17 protein-coding genes are annotated in these 14,183 nt (G+C 71.0%); 8 read left to right on the top strand and 9 right to left on the bottom strand.

The features are described from left to right. Positions 1-8: 8 nt before the first annotated feature. Genes F4559_RS25920 through F4559_RS25935 form a run of 4 tightly spaced genes read left to right on the top strand, consistent with a single transcriptional unit; the run spans position 9 to position 3,471 of the window. Positions 9-1,097: an ABC transporter substrate-binding protein gene (locus tag F4559_RS25920; RefSeq protein ID WP_184672935.1), complete on the top strand. Its 1,089-nt coding sequence runs from the start codon at positions 9-11 to the stop codon at positions 1,095-1,097. Between the two features lie 22 nt (positions 1,098-1,119). Beyond that, the gene (locus tag F4559_RS25925; RefSeq protein WP_184672937.1) at positions 1,120-1,890 is read left to right on the top strand and encodes an ABC transporter ATP-binding protein; all 771 of its coding nucleotides are present in this window, start codon (positions 1,120-1,122) and stop codon (positions 1,888-1,890) included. Then, positions 1,874-2,749, top strand: coding sequence for an ABC transporter permease (locus tag F4559_RS25930; RefSeq protein WP_184672939.1), 876 nt, complete (start codon positions 1,874-1,876; stop codon positions 2,747-2,749). Before F4559_RS25925 ends, F4559_RS25930 begins: the two co-directional genes overlap by 17 nt. Beyond that, positions 2,746-3,471, top strand: coding sequence for a sirohydrochlorin chelatase (locus F4559_RS25935; RefSeq protein WP_184672941.1), 726 nt, complete (start codon positions 2,746-2,748; stop codon positions 3,469-3,471). The genes F4559_RS25930 and F4559_RS25935 overlap by 4 nt, the downstream gene beginning before the upstream one ends. On the opposite strand, the gene F4559_RS25940 is transcribed toward F4559_RS25935, so the two are convergent. Next, the gene (locus F4559_RS25940; RefSeq protein WP_312865825.1) at positions 3,468-3,920 is read right to left on the bottom strand and encodes a MarR family winged helix-turn-helix transcriptional regulator; all 453 of its coding nucleotides are present in this window, start codon (positions 3,918-3,920) and stop codon (positions 3,468-3,470) included. The two genes, F4559_RS25935 and F4559_RS25940, sit on opposite strands and share 4 nt — an antisense overlap. Further along, complete coding sequence (locus F4559_RS25945; protein ID WP_184672943.1) at positions 3,917-4,543, bottom strand: DJ-1/PfpI family protein; 627 nt, start codon at positions 4,541-4,543, stop codon at positions 3,917-3,919. The genes F4559_RS25940 and F4559_RS25945 overlap by 4 nt, the downstream gene beginning before the upstream one ends. A 61-nt stretch (positions 4,544-4,604) precedes the next feature. Between F4559_RS25945 and F4559_RS25950 the strand changes: the two genes are divergently transcribed. After that, on the top strand, positions 4,605-5,381 hold the full coding sequence (locus tag F4559_RS25950) for an enoyl-CoA hydratase-related protein (RefSeq protein ID WP_184672945.1): 777 nt from the start codon (positions 4,605-4,607) through the stop codon (positions 5,379-5,381). 6 nt (positions 5,382-5,387) lie between these two features. Here the strand turns inward: F4559_RS25950 and F4559_RS25955 are convergent, their stop codons facing one another. Genes F4559_RS25955 through F4559_RS25960 form a run of 3 tightly spaced genes read right to left on the bottom strand, consistent with a single transcriptional unit; the run spans position 5,388 to position 6,118 of the window. After that, complete coding sequence (locus F4559_RS25955) at positions 5,388-5,771, bottom strand: hypothetical protein (protein ID WP_184672947.1); 384 nt, start codon at positions 5,769-5,771, stop codon at positions 5,388-5,390. A gap of 42 nt (positions 5,772-5,813) precedes the next feature. After that, the gene (locus F4559_RS36115; RefSeq protein WP_281386361.1) at positions 5,814-5,942 is read right to left on the bottom strand and encodes a hypothetical protein; all 129 of its coding nucleotides are present in this window, start codon (positions 5,940-5,942) and stop codon (positions 5,814-5,816) included. Continuing rightward, a complete protein-coding gene (locus F4559_RS25960) occupies positions 5,939-6,118 on the bottom strand; it encodes a hypothetical protein (protein ID WP_184672949.1) in 180 nt (59 codons plus the stop codon). The genes F4559_RS36115 and F4559_RS25960 overlap by 4 nt, the downstream gene beginning before the upstream one ends. 214 nt (positions 6,119-6,332) lie before the next feature. Between F4559_RS25960 and F4559_RS25965 the strand changes: the two genes are divergently transcribed. Next, complete coding sequence (locus tag F4559_RS25965; protein ID WP_184672951.1) at positions 6,333-7,298, top strand: quinone oxidoreductase family protein; 966 nt, start codon at positions 6,333-6,335, stop codon at positions 7,296-7,298. A gap of 81 nt (positions 7,299-7,379) precedes the next feature. Beyond that, the gene (locus F4559_RS25970; protein WP_184672953.1) at positions 7,380-8,822 is read left to right on the top strand and encodes an amino acid permease; all 1,443 of its coding nucleotides are present in this window, start codon (positions 7,380-7,382) and stop codon (positions 8,820-8,822) included. Here F4559_RS25970 and F4559_RS25975 read toward each other — a convergent pair. From F4559_RS25975 to F4559_RS25985, 3 genes are all read right to left on the bottom strand, one after another. Then, the gene (locus F4559_RS25975; protein ID WP_184672955.1) at positions 8,811-10,433 is read right to left on the bottom strand and encodes a DUF885 domain-containing protein; all 1,623 of its coding nucleotides are present in this window, start codon (positions 10,431-10,433) and stop codon (positions 8,811-8,813) included. The two genes, F4559_RS25970 and F4559_RS25975, sit on opposite strands and share 12 nt — an antisense overlap. A gap of 28 nt (positions 10,434-10,461) precedes the next feature. Further along, positions 10,462-11,499, bottom strand: a complete 1,038-nt coding sequence (locus F4559_RS25980) for an NAD(P)H-dependent flavin oxidoreductase (protein ID WP_184672957.1) — start codon at positions 11,497-11,499, stop codon at positions 10,462-10,464. A gap of 126 nt (positions 11,500-11,625) precedes the next feature. Continuing rightward, on the bottom strand, positions 11,626-13,116 hold the full coding sequence (locus F4559_RS25985; protein WP_312865826.1) for a chitinase: 1,491 nt from the start codon (positions 13,114-13,116) through the stop codon (positions 11,626-11,628). A gap of 171 nt (positions 13,117-13,287) precedes the next feature. On the opposite strand from F4559_RS25985, the gene F4559_RS25990 reads away from it, so the two are divergent. After that, a complete protein-coding gene (locus F4559_RS25990; protein ID WP_184672961.1) occupies positions 13,288-13,737 on the top strand; it encodes an HD domain-containing protein in 450 nt (149 codons plus the stop codon). Here F4559_RS25990 and F4559_RS25995 read toward each other — a convergent pair. Further along, positions 13,711-14,148 (bottom strand): type II toxin-antitoxin system PemK/MazF family toxin, encoded by a 438-nt coding sequence (locus F4559_RS25995; protein ID WP_184672963.1) that lies wholly within the window; start codon positions 14,146-14,148, stop codon positions 13,711-13,713. The two genes, F4559_RS25990 and F4559_RS25995, sit on opposite strands and share 27 nt — an antisense overlap. Positions 14,149-14,183 lie beyond the last annotated feature (35 nt).

The following is a 14,183-nucleotide window of genomic DNA, read 5'->3' on the forward strand; positions in this document are numbered from 1 at the left end:
CCACCACCGTGAGCAGCAGACGCACCATCCTCACCAAGTCCTTCGCGATACTGACCGCGTTCGTCGCCCTGGCCGCGTGCTCACGGGCGGACGGTGGCGACACCGCGGCGTCGAACGCGCCGGCCCAGGACAAGGGACCGGCCGCCGAGATCCGACTCGGCTACTTCCCCAACGTCACGCACGCCGCCGCGCTGATCGGCGTGGAGAACGGCCTGTACGCCAAGGAACTGGGCAACACCAAGCTCACCACCCAGACGTTCAACGCCGGCCCCGAGGCGGTCAACGCGCTGCTGGGCAGCTCGCTCGACGCCACGTTCATCGGCTCCGGCCCGGCGATCAACGCGTTCGCCAAGTCCAACGGCGAGGCCGTGCGGCTGATCGCGGGCGCCACGTCCGGCGGCGCGCAGCTCGTGGTCAAGCCGGAGATCAACTCGGCGGCGGACCTCAAGGGCAAGGTCATCACCACCCCGCAGCTGGGCAACACGCAGGACGTGGCGCTCAAGAAGTGGCTGTCCGACCAGAAGCTCACCGTGGGCTCGGGCGCGGACCAGGTGAACATCACCAACACCGAGAACGCCCAGTCGCTCGACCTGTTCAAGAAGGGCGACGTGCAGGGCGCGTGGGCGCCGGAGCCGTGGTCGTCGCGGCTGGTGCTCGACGCGGGCGCGAAGGTCCTCGTCGACGAGAAGACCCTGTGGGACGGCGGCAAGTTCCCGACCACCGTGCTGCTGGTGCGCACCGAGTTCCTGCGCGACCACCCGCAGACCGTCGAGGCGCTGCTGAAGGGCCACCTGGCCGCGACCGAGTTCGCGACGAGCAACAAGCCCGAGGCGAAGAAGATCGTCAACGAGGCGTTGAAGAAGCTCACGGGCAAGCAGCTGGGCGAGCCGGTGCTCGACCGCGCGTTCGACAACATCGAGCTGACGCTGGACCCGCAGGCGAAGTCCTTCCCGCAGTTGGCCAAGGACGCGGTCACGGCGGGCGTTTCCAAGGAGGCGGCGAAGGTCGAGGGTCTCGTCGACTTCACGCTGCTGAACAAGGTGCTGACGGCCGCGGGCAAGCCGACCGTCGACGCCGCCGGACTGGACAAGAAGTAGCGACGGGGAAGGCAGGCACACCATGACCGCCACACTCGCGACCGCCAAGAACGCCGCGGTGACGCTGTCCGGCGTGCGGAAGGTCTTCGGACACGGCACATCCGCGGTCCTCGCGCTCGACGGTGTCGACCTCCAGGTCGAGCCCGGCGAGTTCGTGTGCCTGCTGGGTGCGTCCGGCTGCGGCAAGAGCACGCTGCTCAACATCGTCGCCGGCCTGGACGCGCCCACCTCGGGCGACCTCGAACTGACCACGTCGCGGCCCGCCGTGATGTTCCAGGAAGCCGCGCTCATGCCGTGGCTGACCGCCGAACGCAACGTCGAGCTGCCGCTGCGGCTCGCGGGCGTGAAGCGCGGCGAGCGCAAGGAGAAGGCGGGCGAGCTGCTGTCGCTGGTCCGCCTCGTCGGTGCCGGGCACAAGCGCCCGCACGAGCTGTCGGGCGGCATGCGCCAGCGTGTGGCGTTGGCGCGCGCGCTGGCGTCGACGTTGGGCAGCGCGAAGGAGGGCACGCCCGGCCTGCTGCTGATGGACGAGCCGTTCGCCGCGCTCGACGCGATCACCCGTGACGTGCTCCAGGCGGAGCTCGTCCGCGTGTGGCGCGAGACGCAGACCGCGATCGTGTTCGTCACGCACGACGTGCGCGAGGCCGTGCGGCTGGGCCAGCGGGTCGTGCTGCTGTCGTCGCGGCCGGGTCGGGTCGTGCGGGAGTGGAACACCGCCGAGGGCGACGAGGTGGCGTTGATCGACGAGATCACCACGCACCTGCGAGAGGTGATCAGTGGCCACGCCGCTTGAGACCGACCTCGCGAAGGTCGGTGCCGGGCTCGACGCGCTCGACGCGCCGACCGCGTCCGGTCGCCCGCCGCTGTGGCGGCGGTTCGTCCGCACGGGTCTGCCGCCGCTGATCGCGTTCGCGCTGCTGATCGGCGTGTGGCAGGCGCTGTGGGCGGCGGCGTTCTGGCCGGAGTACCAGCTGCCCTCGCCGAAGTCGGTGTGGGCGGCGGTGGCCGAGGCGATCGAGTCCGGGCGCGCGTTCGAGGTGCTGTGGACGTCGGTGAGCCGGGCGGTGTTCGGCTTCCTGACCGCCGTGGTGATCGCGACGCCGCTGGGCCTGCTGGTCGCCAAGGTCCGCGTGGTGCGGGCGGGCATCGGCTCTTTACTGTCGGGCCTGCAGTCGCTGCCGTCCGTCGCCTGGGTGCCGGCCGGCATCCTGTGGTTCGGCGCCACCCCGTCGACGATCTACTTCGTCGTGCTCATGGGATCGGTGCCGTCGATCGCGAACGGCCTGGTGGCGGGCATCGACCAGGTGCCGCCGCTGCTGCCGCGCGTCGGCAAGGCGCTGGGTGCGACCCGGCTGGCGGCGGCGCGGCACATCCTGCTGCCCGCGGCCCTGCCGGGCTACCTGGCCGGGTTGAAGCAGGGGTGGGCGTTCTCGTGGCGGTCGCTGATGGCCGCGGAGATCATCGCCACCTCGCCGCAGCTCGGTGAGGGTCTGGGCCAGTACCTGCACAACGGGTCGTCGCTCAACGACATCTCCATGGTGATCGCGGCGATCTTCCTCATCCTGCTCGTGGGCGTGGGGATCGAACTGCTGGTGTTCCGGCCGCTGGAACGCGCGGTGCTCAAGGCCCGCGGTCTGACGGGAGCACTGTGACGGCTCTGGTCGCGGTGGCGCACGGTTCGCGCGACCCACGTTCGGCGGCGACGGTACACGCGCTGCTGGACGTGGTGCGGGCCGTGCGCCCCGACCTGGACGTGCGCGCGTCGTTCCTCGACCTCTCCGCGCCGCGGTTGGGCGACGTGCTGCATGCGGTGCACGGCGATGGTCACGCGTCGGCCGTCGTCGTGCCCCTGCTGCTGGGCCAGGCGTACCACGCCCGGGTCGACGTGCCGGGTGCCGTCGCCGAGGCACGCCTGGCGGCGTTGGACGTGACGATCGCGGACGTGCTCGGGCCGGACGACCGGCTGGAGGACGCGGCCCTGCGCCGGCTGGGTGCCGTGGTCGACCTGGACGACCCCGGTCTGGGCGTGGTGGTCGCCGGTGCCGGGTCGTCGCACGCGCCGGCCAACGCGGCGGTGGCCGCAGTGGCCCGGCGGTGGGCTTCGACGCGGCCGTGGGCGGGTGCCGAGGCGGCGTTCGCGTCCACGGCGTCGCCGGACGTGCCGACCGCGATCGCGCGGCTGCGGGTCCGGGGTGCCGAGCGGATCGCGGTGGCGTCGTGGTTCCTGGCGCCGGGGTTGCTGCCGGACCGGGTGGCGGACCTGGCCGCGGGTGCGGCCGTGGCGGCGCCGCTGGGTGCGGACGCGGCCGTGGCCTCGTTGATCCTGTCGCGGTACGCCGAGGCGCTGGGCGACGTGGTGGCGTTGCCGGCCTAGGTGTCCCGGTCGGCGTCGAGGGCGGCGACCAGTTTCTCCATTGTGGACAGTGTGGTGCGCAGGTCGGCGACGTCGATCCCGGCGGTGATGCGCTTCGTCCACGCGTGCTGCACCTCGCGCAGCCCCGCGATCGCGGCGTACCCGGCTTCCGTGGGGCTGAGCAGCTTGGCGCGGCGGTGGGCGGGATTGGGCCGGTATTCGGCCAACCCCTTGTCCACCAACAGGTCCGCGATGCGCTGCACGCTCTGCCGGGCCAGGCTCATCTCGCGGGCGATGCCCGACACGGGCAGCGGGGTCCGCAGCACCGCGCCGAGCACCTGCCACCACGCCGCCGTCAGGCCGACCGGCCGGGTCATCTCCTCCGCGGCGTCGAGCAACGCGCCGTAGAGGCGGAACGTCCGCATGACCACGTCGGTCAACACGTCGCCCGCCGGGGTCCGGCCGCTCACGAGGCCGCGGCGACGAGCTTGCCGAACCACTCCGGGTTGCCGGTGCTGAACAGGCCGTACCAGGCTTCGAGCACCGCCGGTTCGTAGACGTCCAGCTCGGCGAGGATCTCGCGGGCGAACTCCAGCGCGCTCGCGCCGCCGGCCGTGATCAGCTTGTCGTGGCGCACGGCGCGTTCCTGACGGAAGTGCGCCTGCCCCCGGTAGTTCGGCACGCTCGACAGCTCTTCGACCGCGTTGCCGGTGTGCGGGCGGTCGTCGAGCAGGCCCTCGTCGGCCAGACCGATCGTGGCGCCGCAGATGGCGGCGACCGGGACGCCGGCGTCGAGCCAGCGGCGTGCGGCGGCCGAGAACTCGCGGTTGGCGCCGGTGGTCCACGTGTCGGAGCCGGAGAGCAGGAGCAGGGCGCTGTCGTCCGGGGTGATCCGGTCGAGCGTGGTGTCGGGCAGGATGCGCAGGCCGCCCATCGTGGTGATCGGGTCGAGGGTCGCGGCGACCGTGCGGACCTGGAACACGCCGGGCCGCTTCTGGAAGTGCGGGAGGTTGAGGCGCGCGGTGGCGAAGCCGAACTCCCAGTCGGAGAGGGTGTCGTAGAGGGCCACGTGAACCGTCTTGGTCGTCGTCATGACAGTAGACTGTCATATTGACAGCATGCTGTCAATATGCCGTCCTCGTAGAGTGCTGGGCATGGCTGACGAGGTGGTGCACTACTCCGTGCGGCGCGGCATCGCGACGATCACGCTGGACTCCCCGCACAACCGCAACGCGCTGTCCGCGCAGGTGCGGTCCGAGCTGGGTGCCCGACTGAAGGCGGCGCAGGCGGACGACGGGGTGCGGGTGGTCGTGCTGACGCACGTCGGGCCGGTGTTCTGCTCGGGGATGGACCTCAAGGAGGCCCGGGGCGCGCGGGCCGACCAGCAGGGGGTCAACGAGTTCCCCGCCCTGCTGGAGGCGGTGTTGACCAGTCCCAAGCCGGTGGTGGCCCGGTTGGCGGGGCCCGCGCGGGCCGGCGGGGTGGGATTGGTCGCGGCCTGCGATCTCGCGGTGGCCGCGGAATCGGCGACCTTCGCCTTCAGCGAGGTGCGGATCGGGGTCGTGCCGGCGGTCATCTCGGTGACGGTGTTGCCGCGGTTGGCCGCACGGGCGGCCCATGAGTTGTTCTTGACCGGGGAAACGTTCGACGCCCATCGGGCCGTCGCCATCGGGCTGTTGAATGCGGCGGTCGCCGATGATGAATTGGATGCCGCTGTTTCCCGGTATACGGACATGTTGGCGTTGGGGGCGCCGGGGGCTTTGGCGGCCACGAAGAGGATGCTGCTGGAGCCACGTGGAGGGAATCTCGGGGAGGTGTTCGCGGACATGTTGGAGTTGTCCGCCCGGCACTTCGGCGGTGCCGAGGGGCAGGAGGGGATCGCGGCGTTCAAAGCCAAGCGTTTGCCCTCGTGGGTTCCTTCGGAGGGGTGAGGCGGATCAGAACCAGCCGGTGCAGTCGATGCGGCCGGCCGACGACCCGCAGGCGCGAATGAGTTTGCCGTTGTTGTCGAAAGGTTCGGTGTGGGCGCCGGTGCCTGTTTCCACTCGGATGTAACCCAGAAAACCCTCGTAGCCCGAACCGTCGAGGTTGGTACGGTCGGTCCAGATCTCTTCGGCCGGGGTCGCCTCGGAAATTCTTCCCCAGGCGCATTTGGTGGTGTTGGAGGCCCTTAGTTCCACTATTCGGCCGTTGGGCATGACGACCGGGTTGTCGCCGTTCTGGACGTCGAACGGGGTGAAGGCGTCCAGGTAGTCGCAGCCCGGTTCAGCGTGGGCCGGCACGGGGGTGAGGAGCAGGAGTGCGATGAGTGCCTGGTACATGGTCGGCACTGTGCGCCGCGGGGCATGCCGGCGCAGGGCGGGTCACCCGGTCGTGGTCGTGGTGGTGGGGGGTGCCGGTTCGGCCGCGGTGAGAGTGCGGATGGTGTAGCCGATCACGACCAGGAGCAGGAGGCCGATGAGGGCGACGGTGAGGCGGCGGGCCGGGGTCATCGGTCGGCCTTCGGGTTGATCCTCGCGGAGGCGTCGTCCACCACGCGGTCGATGAGGCGGGCCATGCCCAGGGCCGCGGGGAGGAGGACCGCCATGACCAGGGCGAACTGGAAGGGGAAGGGGAGCTGGGCCAGCCACAGCTCTACGCCGTCCCACCACTTCGCGAAGGTCTCCATGGAGGTGAGGGTACGTCGTCGGTCGGTGCGGGGGTGCGGGGCTTGGGCTTGGCGGTTCAAGAGCTGAAGCGAAGAGTTTGAAAACGGTGCTCGCCGCTGCACAGGCCGCCAAGGAGAAGGTAAGCGCTCGTGTTCTCCGTGTGGGCCGGCGCCCCTGGCTTGGGCGGTGAGTGGGAGTGGCGACCGGTGGCGGGTGGCTGGGTAGGTTCGGGGCATGTTCGCCGTTTACGCAGTCGAGCCGTCGCCGCAGGATCCGCTTGCCGCATTGCGCGTCGGGGAGCGGCCGGAGCCCGTCGTGCCCGAGGGGTGGGTCAAGGTGGCGGTGCGGGCTGCCAGCCTCAACATGCACGACCTGTGGACCCTGCGTGGGGTGGGGATCAAGGAGTCCGCGTTCCCGATGATCCTCGGGTGTGACGGGGCCGGGGTGTTGTCCGACGGGACCGAGGTGGTGTTGCACTCGATCATCGGTGATCCGTCTTGGGGTGGTGAGGAGACGCTCGATCCCGGGCGGACCTTGTTGACCGAGAAGTACCAGGGGACGTTCGCCGATCACGTTGTCGTTCCCGCTCGCAACGTGTTGCCCAAGCCCGCGGAGTTGTCGTTCGTCGAGGCCGCCTGCATGGGTACGGCGTGGTTGACCGCCTATCGGATGTTGTTCGTCAAGTCCGGGTTGCGGCCTGGGCAGACGATGCTCGTCCAAGGGGCTTCCGGTGGGGTGTCGACCGCTTTGGTGCGGTTGGGGCGGGCCGGTGGGTTCCGGGTCTGGGTCACGGGGCGGACGGAGGCCAAGCGCGAACTCGCGTCGCGGTTGGGGGCGCACGCGGTGTTCGAGCCGGGGGCCCGGTTGCCCGAACGGGTCGACGCGGTGTTCGAGACCGTGGGCAAGGCGACCTGGTCGCACTCGCTCAAGTCGCTCAAGCCCGGCGGGATCGTGGTCGTGTCGGGTGCCACCAGCGGCGAGCCCTCGGCCCTCGAGATCCAGCGGCTGTTCTTCCTCCAGCTCCGGGTCGTCGGGTCGACCATGGGCACGTTGGAGGAGCTTCGGGACCTGCTGGCGTTCTGCGCGCTCAACGGCATCCGGCCGCAGGTGGGTGCCGAGCTGCCCTTCGAGCGGGCTGCCGAAGGTTTCGCGGCGATGTGGGGCGGGGACACGGCGGGGAAGATCGTGTTCACCCGGTAGTCCGGTCTCCCGGCCGGAGTGCGACGGGCCCGGGTGGGCGTAGGTTCGCCGCAGTCGAGGACCTCCGAGGGGAGACCGCCCATGACAACGCATCCGGGTTTAGGTGGCGGGCGCGGGGTGTTCCGCCGCAAGCCCATCGACGAGATCGTTTCCGACGCGCCGTCCGGCTCCGCCGGCCTCACGCGCACGCTGGGGCTGTGGCAGCTCACCGCCATCGGCGTCGGCGGGATCATCGGGGCCGGGATCTTCTCCCTGGCGGGCGCGGTGGCGAACAAGACCGCCGGGCCCGCCGTGTTGATCTCGTTCCTGGTCGCGGGCATCGCCAGTGCCGCCGCCGCGTTCTCCTACGCCGAGTTCGCCGGGCTGATCCCCCGCGCCGGGTCCGCCTACACCTACGGGTACGCCGTGCTCGGCGAGATCGTCGGGTGGTTCATCGGGTGGGACCTGCTGTTGGAGTACACCGCCATCGTGGCCGTGGTCGCCATCGGGATCTCCGGGTACTTCACCGAACTGCTCGACCTCGTCGGGGTCCGGTTGCCGTTGTGGCTGCAGGGCGCGCCGGGCACGGAAGGCTCGGACGTGGCCGCGGGCAGCTACCAGGTGAACCTGTTCGCGGTCGTGCTCTGCCTGGCGATCGCGTTCGTCCTGAACCTGGGTATGAAGAACGCGGCCCGCTTCGAGACCGTGCTGGTGTACCTCAAGGTCGCGGTCGTGCTGCTGGTGATCGTGGTCGGCGTCTTCCACATCGACACCGGCAACTACGACCCGTTCCTGCCCTTCGGCCTGTCCGGGGCGTTCGCCGGGGCCGCCACCGTGTTCTTCGCCGTGTTCGGGTACGACGCCATGAGCACGGCCGCCGAGGAGTCGACCGAGTCGCGCCGCCACATGCCCAAGGCGATCGTGTACTCGTTGGCGATCTCCATGGTCCTCTACGTCCTGGCGTGCCTGGTGCTCACGGGCATGGTCGACTACCGCGCCATCGACGCCGAGAGCGCCTTCGCCACCGCGTTCGCCGACATCGGACTGCCCGCGCTGGGCATCGTCATCTCGGTCGGCGCGGTGCTCGGCATCACGACCGTGCTCTTCACGTTCATGATGGGCGCCGCGCGCGTCGGGTACTCGATGAGCCGTGACGGCCTGCTGCCCGCGTGGTTCGGGCGCACGCACCCGGTCCGGCACGTACCCACGCGCACGACGTGGGTGCTCGGCATCGCCTCGGCGGTCATCGCCGGGTTCCTGCCCATCGCCGAGGCGGCCGAGCTGACGAACATCGGGATCCTGCTGGCGTTCGTGGTCGTCTGCGTCGCGGTGATCGTGCTGCGCTACCGGCGGCCCGACCTGCCGCGCACGTTCAGGACGCCGGGCATGCCGGTCGTGCCGGTGATCGGGATCGTGTTCTCCCTGTGGCTGATCACGTTCCTCACCGCGCACACGTGGCTGCGGTTCGCGGTCTGGTTCGCCGTCGGCCTGGTCGTCTACCTCCTCTACGGACGCCGGCACTCGACACTGTCCTCAGCGGACTGAACCGCACCACTCGTCGACCACGTCGGCGAGCACGGCCATCGGCAGCGGACCGCCGCCCAGCACGAGGTCGTGGAACGCCCTGATGTCGAACCGGTCGCCGAGCCGTCGTTCGGCCTCACCGCGCAGGCGCTGGAACTCCAGGCGCCCCACCATGTACGACAGCGCCTGCGCGGGGTTCTCGATGTAGCGGTCCACCTCGGAGTGGATGTCCACGTCCGGCATCACCGCGTTGTCCCGCAGGTACTCCACGGCCCGCTGCCGCGACCAGCCCAGGGCGTGCAGACCGGTGTCCACGACCAACCTGGCCGCCCGCAACGAGTCCGCCGCGAGCATGCCGAGGCGGGCCACGTCGTCGCTGTACAGGCCCATCTCGTCGGCCAGCCGCTCGGTGTAGAGCGCCCACCCCTCGTGGTAGGCCTCGACCGAGGCGAACCGGCGCAGCAGCGGCAGGTCGGTCAGGCGCTGGGCCAGCGCGATCTGGAAGTGGTGCCCGGGAACGCCCTCGTGGAAGGCGGTCGCCTCGGCGCCGAGCCGCTCGCGTTCGGTGGCGTGGTGGGTGTTCACGAAGTACGTGCCCGGCCGCGAACCGTCCAGGGCCGGGTCCATGTAGTACGCCAGCGGCGCCGTCGGCGCGTCCGCCTCGGGCACCTCCTCGACCGCGCACGCCGCGTCCGGGACCACGCCGAACCACTCGGGCGCGGCGGCTTCGGCACGGGCGATGGTGCGACGGGCCAGGTCCAGCATCTGCCCGGCGCTCGTCCAGCGCAAGGTCGGGTCGTCGAGCAGGCGACGGCGCACCTCGGCGGCGGTGATCGGGCCGAACACCCGGGCGCCGATGTCGGCGTACTCGCGGTCCAGGTCCGCGATCAGCGCCAGGCCGATCTCGTGCAGTTCGCGCGGCGTGTGCGTGGTGGTCGTGTAGGTACCCACCAGTCCGACGTACCGCTCCCCTCCCTCGGGCAGCCAGCACAGACCGGGACGGTCCTCGGCCCGGCCCCGAGGCAGGACCTCGTCGTGCAGGAACGCGCGGTAGCGGGCGAAAGCGTCGCGCACCGGCACCAGGGTGCGCCGGCACTCGTCGGCGAAAGCGGTCTCCGCCAACGGTTGTGCGAGCGGGTCGGGGTCCTGGGCGAGGTGGCGGTCGAGGCGGTCCACGCCCGCGCGGACCAGGTGCGCCACGGGCAGCCGGTCGGAGGCGCGTTGGCGTCCGGCGAGGACCTCCAGGTAGCGGGGTAAGCCCGCGAGGCGGGCCAGGTAGGCGCGGCGACCCTCGTCGTCGGCCGGTCTGGTCAGCGGCAACGTGGCCAGCAGCACGACCACGGGCGCGTTGAGCCCTTCGGCGTGGGTGTGCTCGACCAGGGCCGCGTCGATCCGGTGCGCGAAGCCGGAAGCCTGTTGCGCGACCACGGCCCGGGTGACCGGATCGTCGTCACCCTCGGACGCGCGTCGGGCTATGTCCAGGGCTTCGCGTCGGGACGCGGCGGCCGTGTCGGCGCTGTGGTCGGGTAACCGGTCGTCCCAGCCGGGTACCCCGAGCAGGGTCGCCATCACCGGGTCGAAGTCGAACAGCACGGTGAGCAGTTCGTCGGCGAGTTCGCGCGCGGTCGTCATCGCAGTATTCTGACCCGCCCGCCGCCGGTTACCGGGGCGGAAAGCGGCGTGCCGCGCCGGAGATCGCCTGCCGCGCTTCGGCTTCCAGCCGCCGGACGACCTCGGCCGCGGGCAGCGACCGGCCCAGCGGGTAGGTCTGCCCGGCCCACAGCGACATCAGCTCCGGGTCGCCGGTCGCCCGCACCGGCTTGGTCAGGTGGTGCACCTGCGGGTACGCCGCCGGCGCGGCGGCCGAGTGGTCGGTCAGGAAGCGGTTGACCAGCCCGCGCGCGGGCCGGCCGCTGAACGCGCGGGTCAACGCGGTGCGCCGGGCGCCGGCCGCGAGCGCCTCCCGGTGCGCCGACGACGTGCCCGCCTCCGGGCAGTTCAGGAACGCCGTGCCGAGCTGGGCCGCGACGGCGCCGCCGGTGATCACGGCGGCCACGTCCGCGCCGTGCACCAGGCCGCCCGCGGCGATCAGCGGCAGGTCCACCCTGGCCTGCACCAGCCGCAACGCGGCCAGCACCCCGTACAGCTCGCCGCCGCCGGGCGAGACGCCGTCGTCGACGAACGTGCCCCGGTGCCCGCCCGCCTCGCCGCCCTGCACGCACAACGCGTCCGCGCCCACGCGCGCGGCCTGGACGGCTTCCGCGGGCGTGGTCACCGTGACGACGACGGCGGACTTGGCCGCGTGCAGCCGGCGGACGTCGCCGGCCTCGGGCAGGCCGAAGGTGAACGACACGACCGGCACCCGCATGGCGATGGCCAGTTCCACCTTGGCCGCGTACGCGTCGTCGTCCCAGCGCGGCTCGCCCGGCTCGACGCCGGTCGCGTCCCGGACCCGGTCGCGGTAGCCGTGCAGGTCGGTCGTGGACCGCGAGCCGGGCACGAACAGGTTGAGCCCGAACGGTTTCGCGGTCAGCGCGGCGGTCTCCGTGAGCAGCGCGGCCACCGCCTCGACGGACAGGTAGCCGGCCGGGAGGAAACCGAACCCGCCCGCCTCGGTCACGGCCGCGACCAGCGCGGGCGTCGAGGCGCCGCCGGCCATCGGCGCGGCGATCACGGGCACGTCCAGTCGATCGAGCATCCGCCGACGATAACTCCGCCGGACGCGGAAACCGAGTGCCTCCCGGAAAACGCGGAACCCGCGCCACCCGGGGGGTGGCACGGGTTCCGACGTCGTTCGGGGATACGGGGTACTGCGCGGATCAGGTCAGGGCAGGGTGTCCAGGTGCGGCGCCACGGTGTTGGCGAAGCCCCAGTTGCTCACCGCGTCCCAGTTGATCGACCAGGTCATGGCGCCCCGGATGGACGGCCACGTCTGGGTCGGCTTGAACGAGCCGCAGTTCGTGCCCTTGGCCAGGCAGTTCAGCGCGTTGTTGACCACGGTCGGCGAGACGTAGCCGCCGCCCGCGCCCGACGGGGACGCCGGGACGCCGATGCCGACCTGGTCGGGGCGCAGGCCGTTCTGGAGCTGGATGCAGGCCAGGGCCGTGATGAAGTCGATCGAGCCCTGCGAGTACACCTTGCCGTCGCAGCCGAGCATCGCGCCCGAGTTGTAGTACTGCATGTTGACGACGGTCAGGATGTCCTTCACGGCCAGCGCCAGCTTGAAGTACTCCGCGCCGGTGGACTGCATGTCGATCGTCTGCGGCGCCATGGTGATGATCTGGCCGCCGGCCGCGTAGATGGAGCGCAGGGCCTGCGCCATGTACGTGGAGTTGACGCCGTTCTCCAGGTCGATGTCCACGCCGTCGAAGCCGTAGTTCTGGATCAGGGTCTTGACGCTGTTGGCGAAGTTGGTCGCGGCGGTGGAGCTGCCGACGCTGATCGTGCCCTTCTCGCCACCCACCGAGAGGATGACCTTCTGGCCACGGCCCTGGAGGGTCTTCACGTCCGCCTTGAACTGCGCGTCGGTGTAGCCGCCGAGCTTGGACGACAGGACCGGGTCGAGGTTGAAGGCGACCGCGCCCGGCGTCGAGGTGGCGTCGGCGAACGAGACGGCCACGATGTCGTACGTGGTGGGCACGTCCGCGAGCTTGAGCACGCGCGAGTTGTTGTCGAAGTTGTGCCAGTAGCCGGTCAGCACGTGCTTCGGCAGACCCGTACCCGGGTTCGGGTTCGTGGTCGTGGTCGTGGTGGTCGTCGTCGTGGTCGTCGACGTGGACGTCGAGGTGCTCGGACCCGAGGTCGTGGTGGTCGGGTTCGTCGTGGTGGTGCCGTTGGGCTGGCCGTCCACCACCACGTCGTCGACGTAGAACGACGGCTGGCCGTACCAGCCGTTGACCGAGACCTCCACGACGCCGCTGGCGGGGGCGGTCACGTCGAGGCTGAGCTGGGTGAAGCTGCTCGCCGAGGACGTCCAGGTGCTCTTGCCGCCCGAGTTCAGGTAGACGTAGCTGCCCTGCACCCAGGCGGTGACCTTGACGTTGGTGTTCGGCTTGACCGACACGGACTGCGAGCACTTGGCGGTGTCATGTCCGGCCGGGGTGCCCTGGAGGGCGTACGACCCCGTGCGCTTGGTCGCGGTCTGCGCCGACGTGCCACCGGTACAGGTCCAGCCGGTGAGGTTCCCGGCTTCGAATCCCGAGTTGTAGACCAGGTTCGCCGCCGAAGCGCTGCCCTGGACAACCAGGGTCAGGCCGACGACGGCAACGGCACCGGCAGCCAGAGCGGCCAGTGCGCGTCTCGTCTTGCCTGCCACGTCCACCTCCATGAAGTCTCTTCGGCGGCCTTTGCCCAGCACAGGTGACGTGGGCCACTGGCAAAATGGACTAGACCACTGGCGTTTGTCAAGGGTCTTGACCTTCGGTGACGGCATTCAGCCGCGAAAAAACCGCCGAAACGGCGCTCGGGGGATGTGACCATAAGCGCCATGACGTTCACCGTCCAGGACGCGGTATCACTCGCCCGAACGGCGCACGAGGGCCAGGTCGACAAGTCCGGCAAGCCCTACATCGGGCACCCGCTGCGGGTGATGGCCGCGATGACCGACGACCGCGGCCGGATGGCCGCGGTGCTGCACGACGTCGTGGAGGACACCGACGTGACGGCGGACGACCTGCGCGCGGCCGGGTGCCCGGCCGAGGTCGTCGACGCCGTGATCGCCCTGAGCCACCTCGGGGGCGAGCCGCAGGAGGACTACCTGCGGCGGGTCGCGGCGAACCCGCTGGCGGTCCGCGTCAAGCGCGCGGACATCGCCGACAACTCGTCGCCGCACCGCCTGGCCGACCTGGACGAGCCGACCAGGCTCAGGCTCACGGAGAAGTACCGCCGGGCCGTGGCCCTGCTGGACGGGCTAGCGCCAGCCGTGCCGCCCGCGTAGCGCTTCGGCCACCCGCCCGAACCGGTCGGCCCCCAGCACCGAGCCCTCGCGCCGGATGTCGTCCTCGGCCAGCTCGAACACCCGGTCCAGCCGCAGGTAGGAGCGTCGACCACCGCGGTCCCACGCGCCCGAGCCCAGGTCGAGGAAGTCGTCCGCCTCGTACGGGTCCGGGTCCCGGCTGGTCAGCATCAACGCCAGCAGCGCCCGCCGGTGCCGGCCCACGACCAGCAGCGGCCGGTCCTTGCCCCGCGACGGGTCCTCCTCGTAGGGCACCCAGGCCCACACGACCTCGCCCGGGTCGGCCAGGCCGTCCAGGTCGGGCGAGTACTCCAGGCGTGCGGCACGGGCCGCCGAGTGGACCTCGCGCACCGCGCCCTTGACCGGACGGGGGTCCTCACCGTTAGTCAGCACGGACGCAGCTTATGGCGCGGTCGTGCCCATGACGA

This window comes from Saccharothrix violaceirubra, assembly GCF_014203755.1.
Lineage (GTDB): Bacteria > Actinomycetota > Actinomycetes > Mycobacteriales > Pseudonocardiaceae > Actinosynnema > Actinosynnema violaceirubrum.